Annotated in this window: 8 protein-coding genes; 5 read left to right on the top strand and 3 right to left on the bottom strand. The window is 74.0% G+C overall.

What is annotated here, in order from left to right; genetic code table 11:
• Positions 1 to 39: 39 nt before the first annotated feature.
• On the bottom strand, positions 40 to 426 hold the full coding sequence (locus HNR22_RS26510) for a hypothetical protein (RefSeq protein ID WP_141908295.1): 387 nt from the start codon (positions 424 to 426) through the stop codon (positions 40 to 42).
• 144 nt (positions 427 to 570) lie between these two features.
• Between HNR22_RS26510 and HNR22_RS26505 the strand changes: the two genes are divergently transcribed.
• Positions 571 to 5,268: an ATP-dependent helicase gene (locus HNR22_RS26505; RefSeq protein ID WP_425488078.1), complete on the top strand. Its 4,698-nt coding sequence runs from the start codon at positions 571 to 573 to the stop codon at positions 5,266 to 5,268.
• A 180-nt stretch (positions 5,269 to 5,448) separates the two neighbouring features.
• On the opposite strand, the gene HNR22_RS31915 is transcribed toward HNR22_RS26505, so the two are convergent.
• On the bottom strand, positions 5,449 to 6,015 hold the full coding sequence (locus HNR22_RS31915; protein ID WP_179782631.1) for a hypothetical protein: 567 nt from the start codon (positions 6,013 to 6,015) through the stop codon (positions 5,449 to 5,451).
• Positions 6,016 to 6,163: 148 nt separating this feature from the next.
• Between HNR22_RS31915 and HNR22_RS31910 the strand changes: the two genes are divergently transcribed.
• Both HNR22_RS31910 and HNR22_RS26490 read left to right on the top strand, forming a co-directional pair.
• Positions 6,164 to 6,661: a GNAT family N-acetyltransferase gene (locus tag HNR22_RS31910; RefSeq protein WP_179782630.1), complete on the top strand. Its 498-nt coding sequence runs from the start codon at positions 6,164 to 6,166 to the stop codon at positions 6,659 to 6,661.
• 81 nt (positions 6,662 to 6,742) lie between these two features.
• Positions 6,743 to 6,985 carry a CPCC family cysteine-rich protein gene (locus HNR22_RS26490; protein WP_088946738.1) on the top strand — a complete coding sequence of 81 codons (243 nt, stop codon included), beginning with the start codon at positions 6,743 to 6,745 and terminating at the stop codon, positions 6,983 to 6,985.
• Positions 6,986 to 7,012: 27 nt separating this feature from the next.
• On the opposite strand, the gene HNR22_RS26485 is transcribed toward HNR22_RS26490, so the two are convergent.
• Positions 7,013 to 8,278 carry a hypothetical protein gene (locus tag HNR22_RS26485; protein ID WP_179782629.1) on the bottom strand — a complete coding sequence of 422 codons (1,266 nt, stop codon included), beginning with the start codon at positions 8,276 to 8,278 and terminating at the stop codon, positions 7,013 to 7,015.
• A gap of 109 nt (positions 8,279 to 8,387) precedes the next feature.
• Between HNR22_RS26485 and HNR22_RS26480 the strand changes: the two genes are divergently transcribed.
• Together HNR22_RS26480 and HNR22_RS26475 are read left to right on the top strand one after the other, a co-directional pair.
• Entirely contained in the window at positions 8,388 to 9,224 is an 837-nt protein-coding gene (locus HNR22_RS26480; protein WP_179782628.1) for a DNA-formamidopyrimidine glycosylase family protein, read from the top strand.
• Between the two features lie 166 nt (positions 9,225 to 9,390).
• Entirely contained in the window at positions 9,391 to 12,996 is a 3,606-nt protein-coding gene (locus HNR22_RS26475) for a hypothetical protein (RefSeq protein ID WP_179782627.1), read from the top strand.
• Positions 12,997 to 13,005 lie beyond the last annotated feature (9 nt).

Here is a 13,005-nt window from a genome sequence, read left to right as displayed (position 1 = left end):
GCCAGTTCGTGGCCCTCCGGGCGGTTTTGCCAGAATTCGTCAGTGCAGCAGGGTGTTGGCCAGGGGTTGGGCGTCGTCGGGCGCGGGGCGGTCGCGGCGCAGCTCGGCCAGCAGGTCGAGGCGGCCGAGCTGACGCGCGACCCGGTCGACCACCCGTTCCGCGGCGGCCAGTGAGCGCACCGACAGCAACCGGCCTCGGCTCTCCCGGCGCAACACGAAGTAGTGGACGGCGACGCGCACCTGGCCACGATCGGCGGCGCTCGCCTGGGCGGTGCAGAGGACCAGCTCCCGCAGGCAGCGGGCGAGGCGTTCGGCAAGGTCGAGCTCGGGGCCGTGCAGACCGCCACGGAGTGCGGCAAGGTGGCTGTCGACCTTACGAATCAGCACGTCGGTGCCCGGTTCGATGGTGCGCTGCTCGCCGGCCATCAAATCCCCTCACCCCGGTTCGCGTTGCGGGTGAAGTTACTTTATGTTGCTCCTCAGAAGCAAGCAGTTAAGTGAGACTTAACGGATCAAGCGCACCTTCCACGCTTTTTACTAGCGTCGGGGCGCATTCCGCCCGGGTCGCTCGTGGTTGTCGTACCGGCGGGGCACGATGGACCGGTGACCGGGGCAGACGCAGACGCCGGCGCGGTGCTCGCCGGGTTCGGTCCGGCCACCCGCGCCTGGTTCGACGCCGCCTTCGCCGCTCCCACCGCCGCACAGACCGGCGCCTGGCGCTCGGTCGCCGCCGGCCGCAACGCCCTCGTGGTGGCACCCACCGGATCGGGCAAGACGCTCGCGGCCTTCCTCTGGTCACTGGACCGGCTGGCCCGCGAGCCGGCACCGGCCGAGGCCCGCCAGCGGTGTCGCGTGCTCTACGTCAGCCCTCTCAAGGCCCTCGCCGTCGACGTGGAGCGCAACCTGCGCGCCCCGCTGGCCGGGATCCGGCAGGCAGCGACACGGCTGGGCGTCGCACCGCCCGACATCACCGTCGGCATGCGCACCGGCGACACCCCGGCCGACGAGCGGCGCGCCTTCGCCCGCACCCCACCGGACATCCTCATCACCACTCCCGAGTCGCTGTTCCTGCTGCTCACCTCCGCGGCCCGCGATTCGCTGCGCGGCGTCCAGACGGTGATCGTCGACGAGGTGCACGCCGTGGCCGGCAGCAAACGCGGTGCCCACCTCGCCCTCTCCCTCGAACGCCTCGACGAGCTGCTGCCCGCTCCGGCGCAGCGCATCGGGCTCTCCGCCACCGTCCGCCCGATCGACGCCTGCGCGCAGTTCCTCGGCGGTGCCCGCCCGGTCGACGTGGTGCAGCCGGCCACCGCCAAGACCATCGAGGTCAGCGTGCAGGTCCCGGTGGAGGACATGACCCGCCTGGACGAGCAGGAGCAACCGGAGGACGACCTCGGCGGGCTCGGGCCACGCCGCGCGTCGATCTGGCCCGCCGTGGAGGAGCGGGTCTTCACCCTCATCGGGCAGCACCGCTCGACCATCGTCTTCACCAACTCGCGCCGCAGCGCCGAGCGCCTCTGCGCCCGGCTCAACGAGCTGGCCGCCGAGGCGGTGGCCGCCGCGTCGGACGACGGCGCGATCGGCGTACCGGAAGGGTTGCCGGCCGGCGACGACCCGGCGGGTGGCGACAACCCGGCATCCGGTGCGCAGCGGTGGGGTGACCCCGCCGGTCCGGTGCGCAACCGGCCGCCGGCCGAGGTGATGGCCCAGTCCGGCGCGGCCACCGGCGCGGCGCCGGTGATCGCTCGCGCCCACCACGGCAGCGTCTCCCGGGAGGAGCGCAAGCACATCGAGGAGGCGCTCAAGTCCGGCCAGTTGCCGGCGGTGGTGGCCACCTCCAGCCTGGAGCTGGGCATCGACATGGGCGCTGTCGACCTGGTGGTGCAGATCGAGGCGCCGCCCAGCGTGGCCTCCGGCCTGCAACGGGTCGGCCGGGCCGGGCACCAGGTGGGCGCGATCTCCCGCGGGGTGGTCTTCCCCAAGCACCGCGGCGACCTGCTCTCCTGCGCGGTGGTCGCCGAGCGGATGGCCGACGGCGCGATCGAGGAGCTGCACTACCCACGCAACCCACTGGACGTGCTGGCCCAGCAGATCGTCGCGATGGTGGCACTGGAGCCGTGGCCGCTCGGCGACCTGGCCGTGCTGGTCCGCCGGGCCGCGCCCTTCGCCGAGCTGCCCGACTCCGCGCTGCACGCCGTGTTGGACATGCTCTCCGGCCGTTACCCGTCCACCGCCTTCGCCGAGCTACGCCCCCGACTGGTCTGGGACCGGGCCACCGACCTGCTCACCGGCCGTCCCGGCGCGCAGCGGCTCGCCGTGACCAGCGGCGGCACGATTCCCGACCGGGGCCTGTTCGGGGTGTTCCTGGCCGGCGCCGAGCGGGCCGCCCGGGTGGGCGAGCTGGACGAGGAGATGGTCTACGAGTCCCGGGTCGGTGACGTCTTCCTGCTCGGCTCCTCCTCCTGGCGCATCGAGGAGATCACGCCCGACCGGGTGCTGGTCTCGCCCGCCCCCGGTCAGGCCGCGCGGATGCCGTTCTGGAAGGGCGACCAGCTGGGCCGGCCGGTGGAGCTGGGCCGGGCCATCGGCGCCCGGGTGCGCACCCTGCTGCGACAGACTGACGAGGCGGCGCTGGCCGCCCTGCGTGACGGCGGTCTGGACGACTGGGCCGCCGGCAACCTGATGGCCTACCTGCGCGAGCAGCGGGAGGCCACCCGCTCGCTGCCCGACGACCGCACGGTCGTGGTCGAGCGGTTCCGCGACGAGCTGGGTGACTGGCGGCTCGCCGTGCACAGCGTCCTCGGCGCCCGCGTCAACGGGCCGTGGGCGCTCGCCGTGGGCCGCCGGCTCGCCGAACGGTACGGGGTGGACGCCCAGGTGATGCCCTCCGACGACGGCATCGTGGTCAGACTTCCGGACACCGCCGACGAGCCTCCCGGCGCCGACGTGGTGGTCTTCGAGCCGGACGAGATCACCCAGCTCGTGGAGGAGTCGGTCGGCACCTCCGCGCTCTTCGCCGCCCGCTTCCGGGAGTGCGCCGCCCGGTCACTGCTGCTGCCCCGCCGCGACCCGCGCCGCCGCCAGCCGCTCTGGCAGCAGCGCCAACGCGCCGCGCAACTGCTCGACGTCGCCCGCGAGTACGCGGACTTCCCGGTCACCCTGGAGGCTGCCCGGGAGTGCCTCCAGGACGTCTTCGACCAGCCGGCGCTGGCCGGCCTGATGCGCGACCTGGCCACCCGCAAGGTGCGGCTGGTCGAGGTCGAGACCAGCTCGCCGTCGCCGTTCGCCCGGTCGCTGCTCTTCGGCTACGTCGGCGCGTTCCTCTACGAGGGCGACGCGCCGCTCGCCGAGCGTCGCGCCGCCGCGCTCGCCCTGGATTCCACCCTCCTCGGTGAGCTGCTGGGCCGGGTCGACCTGCGCGAGTTGCTCGACCCGGCCGTGCTCACCGAGACCGATCGGCAGCTGCGCTGGCTGACCGAGCAGCGCCGCCCCCGCGATGCGGAGGACGTCGTCGAGCTGCTGCGGGTGCTCGGTGACCTGAGCGACGCCGAGTTGACCGAGCGGGGTGTGCCGGAGGCCTGGCTGACCGAGCTGGAGGCGACCCGCCGGGTGCTGCGGGTCCGCATCGCCGGCGAACAGCGCTGGGTGGGTGTCGAGGACGCCGCCCGGCTGCGCGACGCTCTCGGCGTGGCGTTGCCGGTCGGGGTGGCCGAGGCGTACCTCGCCCCGGTGGCCGATCCGCTCGGTGACCTGGTGGCCCGATACGCCCGCACCCACGGGCCGTTCGCCGCGGCCAGCTGCGCGGCCCGCTTCGGGCTGGGCGTGTTCGTCGTCGAGCAGGCGCTGCGCCGGCTCGGTGCCACCGGGCGGGTGGTCTCCGGCGAGTTCACCCCGGATTCGGCCGGCGCCCAGTGGTGTGACGCCGAGGTGCTGCGGATGCTGCGCCGCCGCTCGCTCGCGGCGCTGCGCCGGGAGATCGAGCCGGTGCCGCCCCGGGCGCTGGCCGCGTTCCTGCCCCGCTGGCAGCAGGTCGGCTCGTCCGCCCGAGGTGTGGAGGCGCTCGCCGCGACGGTGGAGCAGTTGCAGGGCGCGGCGGTGCCGGCGTCCGCGCTGGAGCGGTTGGTGCTGCCCGGTCGGGTCGCCGACTACTCCCCCGCCCAGCTCGACGAGCTGTGCGCCAGCGGAGAGGTGCTCTGGGCCGGGTCGGGAGCGATCTCCGGCGGCGACGGTTGGGTCACCCTCGCGTACGCGGACGCCGCACCGCTGCTGCTCCCGCCGCCCGACGAGGCGCTGACCCGCACCCCGCTGCACGACGCGGTGCTCGACGCGCTCGGCGACGGGCAGGCGCTGTTCTTCCGGCCGCTGGCCGACCGGGTCGGCTCGACCGACGACTCGGCGTTGACCACAGTGATCTGGGATCTGGTGTGGGCCGGGCACCTCACCAACGACACCCTGGCGCCGCTGCGCGCCGTGCTCGGCGCGGGCGGGGCGCACCGCTCGCGGCCCTCCGCGCCGCGCACCCGTTACCGGCGGCCCGGTCGGGTGGCGCTGCCCACCCGGGGTGGTCCGCCGACCGTCGCCGGTCGCTGGTCGCGCCTCCCGGAACGGGACGTCGACCCGACCCGACGTGCCGCCGCGCTCGCCGACGTCCTGCTGGAGCGGCACGGGGTGGTCACCCGCGGCGCGGTGATGGCCGAGCAGGTGGTCGGCGGCTTCTCGGCGGTCTACCCGGTGCTGTCGGCGCTGGAGGAGCGCGGCGCGGCCCGTCGGGGTTACTTCGTCGAAGGGTTGGGCGCGGCGCAGTTCGCGGTGCCCGGCGCGGTCGACCGACTGCGCGCCCTGGCGGAGCCCGCCGACGGTGCCCGAGGCCGGGGCACCCCGGCCACCGTGCTCGCGGCCACCGACCCCGCCAACCCGTACGGCGCGGCGCTGCCCTGGCCGGAACGGGTGCTCGACTCCGGCGACGGGGCCGCCCCGGCGACCGGGCACCGGGCCGGCCGCAAGGCCGGTGCGCTGGTGGTGCAGGTCGGTGGCGACCTCGTCCTCTACGTCGAACGCGGCGGCCGCACGCTGCTCTCCTTCAGCGACGACACCGACACCCTGGCCGCGGCCGGCAAGGCTCTCGCCGACGCCGTCCACTCCGGGGCGTTGGGCGCGATGTCGGTGGAGCGGGCCGACGGCGAGGCGGTGCACTCCTCACCGCTGCGCGACGCGCTGACCGCCGCCGGTTTCCGGGCCACCCCCCGTGGCCTGCGCCTGCGCGGCTGACCCGCCACCCCACCCGGGCAGCCAAGGCCCGCCCGGCCGCGCCAGCCCGCCAGGCCGCCCGCCAAGGCTTGTCGGGCGATGCCACACAGACCCTGATGCCTGTGAGTCATCAAGATGACTCACAGGCATCACTCTCAGGAGAGCGACATGCCCCGGCCCCGCTGACGCCAGGCCCGGTGCTCAGCGCAGGCCGTCGAGCACCTTCTCGTAGCGCGGGCGGTCAGCGGCCGGGGTCTTCGCCTCCAGGTAGTTGAGCACCACCGCGCCACGCTGGTACGACTGGCCGCCCCAGGTTTCCGCGATGTCGCTGGCACTGGTCTCGTCCGGGAAAACGTAGACCGTGACGGCGTCGGTGGCCATCAGCTCGGAGCAGCCCAGGCCGAGGCCGTCCGGGCCACAGTCGACGGAACGATCCTTGGGGCGCGGCACCTTGAGGCCAGCGGCCCGGAAGGCGTCGACGACCTGCTTCGCACCGGGCGCACTGGCCGGACGTTTTGGCAGCACCACCGGTGGCGGGCTGGCCGGTCGGCGCTGGGTCGGCCCCTGCGCCCCGGCGGAGGGTGACACCGGGGCGGCCAGCGCGCTCGTGGTGGGGGACGTCGCCGCGCTCGGGAGGCCGGTGGGGGTCACCTCGGACGAGGCGGATGGGGCTGCGCTCGACCGGCCGTCGTCGTCACTGCCGCAACCGGCGGTGAGGGCAACGGCGACCAGCAGGGCCCCGACGGCGGGCAGGCTCCGAATTGTCACCAGGGCAGTCTGCCCAACGGCTTCCGGCGACGGGAGGGGCCGGTCGGTCACTGCGCTGTCCCGTATCCGCCACCCACCGCTGGACCACTCGACGCGGGTACGATCCCGGCCGGCAGGGCGGCGACGGCGGCGAGCGGAGGGCCGGGGCGTGGGTGGGTTCGAGGTACGGGCGATCCGGCCCGACGAGCGGACGGCGGTCGACGCGCTGCACGAGCGCGAGTGGGGCGGCCCGTACGTGGTCGCACACGACACCCGCCACGACCTGCGTACCCTGCCGACCCTGGTGGCTGTCGACGGCGCCGGGGCGGTGGCCGGCGCGTTGACCTACCACGCGGACGAGGACGGCCTGGAGGTCGTCAGCCTGGTCGCGGCCGTGCCCGGCGGCGGGGGCGGCACGGCGCTGCTCACGGCGGCGACGGCCACCGCCGTGGCGATGGGCCTGACCCGGGTGTGGTTGATCACCTCGAACGACAACCTGCGGGCGCTGCGGTTCTACCAGCGGCGTGGCATGCGGCTGGTCGGCGTGGACCGGGGCGCGATCGATCGGGCCCGCCTGCTCAAGCCGGAGATCCCTCTGGTGGGCGACGACGGGATCCCCCTGCACGACGAGCTCATCCTGGAGTGGCGCCCCGACGCAGGGCGTTAGCCACGGTGGGCCTCCCCGGGGTGTCTCCGAGGGACCTCCTGCGGGTATCGGGCTGATGTTCGACTGTGGAATGCTGCCCCGGTGGGTGAACAAGTGGTTCCCGTGGGTTGTCCCTGCTGCGCATCCCGGACCGGCGGGGGGACCTGCCCGGTCTGTTTCTGGACCGACGACGGCCAGACCGACGCGGACGCCGACGCCGTCCGCGGTGGCCCCAACGGCGACCTGAGCCTCTCGCACGCTCGACTCAACTACGCCGTCTACGGTGCCAGCCACCCGCGCTACCAGGACATGGTGCGCCAGGCCCGCCCCGACGAACGCCCCTGACGCAGCACTCGACGGGGCGGGCACGGGTCAGCAGACCGGCACGCTGCCGCCGTACACGCTCGAGATGTAGGCGTGGCTGACGTACTGGCCGGTCGCGAGACGGTTCCAGCGGGTGGTGGTGCGGTACGGGCCGGCCACCGACTGACCGGTGACGTAGCACTGGAGCGGCACGTGGGCCAGCCGGGCGGCGAGACCACGGACGGCGTACGACGTGCTGGCCCCGGAGCGGATGTTGAGCGGGCCGTCACCGACCACGCCACGCGGCCCGCCGCCGGTCCACAGGTAGGCCACGTCCACCCAGGCGTTGGTGGTCAGCCGCAGGCCGTCCCAGAAGGTGCCGTCGGCCAGGTCGACGCCGGCCGGGTTGAGCACCGTACGCCCGAACTGGTCCCGCCCGCCGTTGTAGCCGGACTGGTACGCGGCCTGCGCCTCAGGCCGGCCCTGCGGCAGGTTCTTCCAGTTTTCCCGCACTGACGAGGGGTTCCAGTAGTCGTCGCGGGTGTTCCACGGACCGACGTCCCAGACCGGGGCGTACTCGCAGCGGGCACCGCTGGTCGTGCAGACCCGCACGGTGTAGTCGCCGGTGTTGAGCGGGGAGAGGCCACGCCTCGACGGGAGTGCCACGAAGTGGTCCCGGGGTTGCACGGTACGGCCGTTGGCGGTCACCTCGCCCACCAACCCGATGCGGGTGGCGTACACCCGGTAGGTGCGGCCGGGCGTGGCGGCGGAGACGGCGGCGGTCGCGTCGGCGGTGAGCCGCACGCCGCTCACGGTCGCGGTGGCGTCGCCGTTGGGCGCGGTCAGCACCACCCGGGTCTGCACCCGGGTGACCGGCCGGTCGAAGACCGCACCTGCGGTGGCGGCCTGCCACTCCGTCCAGCCGGCGGTCCGCCAGCCGCGGACCTGCGCCTCCACTGTCGCCCCGGCGGGGACCGAGGCGTTGATCTCGGCGCGGACCCGGGTGGCCGGCCGGGCCAGGGTGCGGGGCGTGGTCAGCAGCATGCCCTCGGCGACAGCGCTGTGTGGGCTTCGAGCGCGGTGCCCGGTGGCCCGTGCCTCCCGCAGTCGCAGCCCGGCGGCGGTCCGTCGGACGTTGACGTCGTCGCGGTCGATGACCGTGACATCGACGTCCCACCGTTCGCCACCGGGCGCACCGGCGGTGAGGATGATCGGACTGCCGGCGACGGGTGCGGCCCGGTCTGCGCTGGTGACGGGCAGGAACGCGGCGGCGAGCAACAGGGAGAGGGTGGCGACGAGGGCGACGGATGGGATACGACAACGAGGTCGCGTCATGGGCATTCTCCTCAGAACCCCCTGACCTTCGCATGTCGGGAGATCATGAGGAACCTGTGTACAAATAGCGACACATGCGAATCTTGCTCGAAAGAGGGAGGATGGCAGGGTGCCCGAAGGCGACACCGTCTGGAACACCGCGCGCGTGCTGCACCGCGCGTTGGCCGGCGCGCGGATCACCAAAAGTGACTTCCGGGTGCCGCAACTGGCGACCACCGACCTCAGCGGCTGGACCGTGCGCGAGTCGGCCAGCCGGGGCAAACACCTGCTGCTGCGGCTCAGCGCCCCCGGCAGAAGTCCTGCAGAGGGACCCGCGCCCGACGCCCTCTGGACCCTGCACTCGCACCTGCGGATGGACGGCGCCTGGCGGGCGTACGCCCCGGGGGAACGGTGGGGCGGACGGCCCGCGCACCTGATCCGGGTGGTGCTGCACAGCCCCGGCGCTGTCGCGGTCGGCTACCACCTGCACGAGATGACCCTGCTGCCGACCGCCGAGGAGGACCGGCTGGTCGGCCACCTCGGCCCCGATCTGCTCGGGCCGGACTGGGACCCGGCCGAGGCGGTCCGCCGGCTCACCGACCACCCGGAGCAGACCATCGGTGAGGCGCTGCTCGACCAGCGCAACCTGGCCGGAGTGGGCAATCTCTACAAGTGCGAGGTGCTGTTCCTGCGGGGTGTGTCGCCGTGGACGCCGGTCGGCGCGGTGCCCGACCTGCCCGGCATGGTGGCCCTCGCGCAACGGTTGCTCGCGGCCAACCGAGGACGGTGGACGCAGAGCAGCACCGGCTCCCTGCACCGGGGGCAGACCAGCTACGTGTACGGTCGCCGCGCCCAGCCGTGCCGCCGCTGCGGCACCGCGATCCGCAAGGAGGAGCTGGGCGAGCGGGTCACCTACTGGTGTCCGGTCTGCCAGCCCGAGCACCCGGACCGGTCTGAGCCCGGCTGACCAGGCCGGCCGTTCGCCGACGCCACGCCAGAAACGGACGATTGGGTAATTCCTATCCGGCCGTCGGAGTCGCATGCTGCGGTTGAACCCTCACCGACCGTCAGCAGAGTGCCGAGGTCCGCCACGCCGGGGTGGCGGACGTCGTGCCCCGACCCCGGGGAGAGTCATGGCGATGTTCCGCAGGCTCCGCTCCACCTTCTTCGAGCGGACCACCCGCGAGACCGACGGCCGGACGGCATCCGTGCCGGCCGCGCGTACCGCCGAGGAGACCACGCCGGCACCGAGTCTGGACCCGGCCGTGGTGCCGCGCAGCTTCGGTCCCGTGCCGAACTTCGCCCACAGTCCTCGTCCGGCGCGTGACCCCGCGGGGCGGGTGGTGCCGGGCACCGGGCTGCGCAAGTTCGTCGACCCGCTGCCCGTTCCGGGCCAGCAGGGCCGCACCGACCTCGGCAGTCACCTGCCGGTGGCAGCGCCGGACACCATCAGCTATCCGGGATGCGACTACTACGAGATCAGCCTCCAGGAGTACGCGCAGCGGCTGCACCGGGACCTGCCGGCCACCCGGCTGCGCGGCTACCGGCAGCTCAACCTGGGCACCGACGAGACGGGCCACAACACGGTCGCACCTCCCGAACGGCCCTGGCACCTCGGCCCGATGATCCTCGCCCGCCGGGGTCGACCGGTCCGGGTGAAGTTCATCAACCAGCTCCCCACCGGCCGGGCCGGCGAGTTGTTCCTGCCCGTGGACGACACGATCGAGGGTGCCGGTCCCGGGCCGCTGGACGGGCCGGCCCCGTACCCGCAGAACCGGGCGGTGCTGCACCTGGCCGGGGCGCAGACCGGTTGGACCAGCGCCGGCAACCCGGGGCAGTGGATCACTCCGGCCGGGGAGATCACCCCGTACCCGACCGGGGCGGGCGTGACGCCCGTGCCGGACATGCCGGCACCGGGTGCCGGGGCCACCACCCTCTACTACCCGAACGAGCAGAGCGGCCGGCTGCTGTGGTTGCACGACAACACCCTCGGCCTGGCCCGGCTCACCGTCTACGGCGGTCAGCTCGCGCTCTACCTGCTCACCGACCCGGCCGAGGACCAGCTCGTCGCCGACGACGTGCTGCCGGCCGACCAGCTGCCGCTGGTGATCGAGGACAAGACGTTCGTGCCGGACGACACCCAGCTCGCCGCCGAGGACCCGACCTGGGACCGGGAACGCTGGGGTGCCCGGGGAAGCCTCTGGCACCCCCACGTCTACCAACCGCGGCAGAACCCGTACCGGTCCGGCGGACGCAACCCCACCGGCCGGTGGGACTACGGCCCCTGGTCGCGCAACCCCACCCCGGGCGGCACCCGCACCGACGGGTGGGCCCCGAACCCGCACCACGACCCGGTGGACGCGCCGGACGAACCGCCGCTGAGCCCTGGGCTGCCGCACCCGTCGGCGGTCCCCGAGGCGTACGGCGACACCCCGCTCGTCAACGGCGTCGCCTACCCGTTCCTGGAGGTCCGGCCGCGCACGTACCGGTTCCGGATCCTCAACGCCTGCCTGGACCGCAGCCTCAATCTCCAGCTGTACCGCGCCTGCTCCGACGCGGCGATGTGGACAGCCGACGGCGCGCTCGCCGACGCCGACGCCGGCGAGGTGCCGATGGTGCCCGCCGTGCGGGCGGCGGACCGGCCGCCGGGGTGGCCGACCGACGGACGCGACGGCGGCGTGCCGGACCCGCGCTCGGCCGGGCCCGAGTTCATCCAGATCGGGAACGAGGCCGGGCTGCTGCCCGCCCCGGTGGTGCTGCCGAACCGGCCGATCGGCTACCGGTACGACCGGCTCGACCCGACCGTGCTGAACGTCGACGGGCATACCCTGCTGCTCGCCCCGGGTGAGCGGGCCGACGTGCTGGTCGACTTCTCCGCCGTGCCGCCGGGCAGCACGCTGATCCTGTACAACGACGCCCCGGCTCCGCTGCCGGGCTACGACCCCCGCTACGACCAGCACACCGACGCACCGGACCGGACCGCCGAGGGTGGCCCGCCCACCACCGAGCCGGGGTACGGCCCGAACACCCGCACCCTGCTCCAGCTCCGGGTCACCGGGACGCCCGCGCCGCCGTACGACCTGGCCCGACTACGCGAGAGGCTGCCCCTGGCGTACGCGGCCAGCCAACGTCCGCCGATCGTGCCGCAGCCGGCGTACGACCCGGCGTTCGGCACCCGCACGGCGTCGGAGACGGCGGTGCCGGTGCACGCCACCACTGTGACGTTCACCCCTGCGGGCGGTGCCGGCCCGGTGACCCTGCCGATCACGGTCAAGGCGGCCCAGCAGGTCTTCGAGCCGGATCACGGCCGGTGGGCCGGCCGGCTCGGCGTCGGGCACCCGCACGCCGGGCCGCTCAACCCGACGACGCTGCCGCTGGGCCCGACCGATCCGGTGACCGAGGTGCTCTTCGCCACCGATCCCGCCGTACCGGTGGGCACCCCGACCGACGGCACACAACTCTGGCGGATCAGTGGCAACGTCCGGCAGACCGAACCGCTGCACTTCGGCGGCTGCGACGTGCAGGTGGTCAACCGGGTCGGCTGGGACGGCACGCTGCGGCCGCCGCACGGCACGGAGTTGGGCTGGAAGGACGTCGTCCGGATCAACCCGCGGGAGGACGTCGTGGTGGCGTTGCGCCCGGTCGCCCCGGTGCTGCCGTTCAAGCTGGGCGACAGCGTCCGACTGCTCGACCCGGGCCTCCCGGCCGGGGCCCGTACCGGGTCGACGCCGGTCAGCCCTGCGGACGGGCGGCCCGCCACGGTGGTCAACCAACTGGTCAACCTGGGCTGGGAGTACCGCTGGCACAGCTACCTCGCCGGCCACCGCGATGGTGGGATGACCCGGCCGCTGGTGCTGCGGGTGGCGCCGAAGGCACCGACCGGGCTGACCGCCACACCGGCGCCCGGCTCGGCCACCGCGCTACCCGCGATCGTCCTGGCCTGGACCAGCAACGGCGGACGACCACCTGCCACCAGTCACCTGCTGCAACGGGCCACCGACGCGACCTTCGGCGGCGAGGTCACCACGATCACCGTCGCGGCCGCCGCCACCCGGTACACGGACGCGACAGTCACCCCCGGGGTGACGTACCACTACCGGATCCGGGCGGAGAACGCGGTCAGCTACTCATCCTGGTCGAACGGGGTGCCCGCCTCGGTGCACCTGGCCGCACCGAGCGGCCTGGTCGCGGCACTGCCGCCCGCCGCGCCGCTGCGAGTGGCGCTGCGCTGGTCGAACCGGTCGTTCGCCACCGGCATCGACGTGCAGCGGGCGACCAACCCGACGTTCACCAGCGGCCCGGGCACCACGGCGATCGGGGTCAGCGACAACCACCTGGACGTCACCGTCGCGCCGGACACCACGTACTACTACCGGGTTCGGACCACCTACCTGGGCGCCGCCTCAGCCTGGTCGACAGTCGCCACGGTGAGCTGCCCACCCGCACCCGGCACCCCCAGCGGGGTGAGCGCCACGGCCAGCGCGCCCGGGCCGGACACGGCGACGGTGATCCTGGCCTGGGCGGCGAGCACACCCACCGGCCCCGGGTCCGGGTTCATCGTGCAGCGGGCACTGGACCCGGCATTCGACCGGGAGGTCGCCACCTTCACCGTGACCGGTCGAGGCTTCACCAACACGGGGCTGGCAAGGGGCGTGACCTACCACTACCGGATCCGGTCGTTCAACGTCGTGGGCAATTCGCCGTACACCGGCCCGGTGCTGGTCACGACACCACCGTGACCGGGCCGG

It is taken from the genome of Micromonospora jinlongensis (genome assembly GCF_013410645.1).
In the GTDB taxonomy this organism is placed as follows: domain Bacteria; phylum Actinomycetota; class Actinomycetes; order Mycobacteriales; family Micromonosporaceae; genus Micromonospora; species Micromonospora zamorensis.
The sequence above is the reverse complement of the archived record's forward strand: the minus strand, read 5'-3'. Positions and strand labels throughout refer to the sequence as shown.

What these genes read in the sequence shown, in the direction of transcription:
- HNR22_RS26485 (WP_179782629.1), bottom strand. Translation starts at nt 8,278, where the DNA reads ATGACGCGACCTCGTTGTCGTATCCCATCCGTCGCCCTCGTCGCCACC.
- HNR22_RS26475 (WP_179782627.1), top strand. Translation starts at nt 9,391, where the DNA reads ATGGCGATGTTCCGCAGGCTCCGCTCCACCTTCTTCGAGCGGACCACC.
- HNR22_RS26510 (WP_141908295.1), bottom strand. Translation starts at nt 426, where the DNA reads ATGGCCGGCGAGCAGCGCACCATCGAACCGGGCACCGACGTGCTGATT.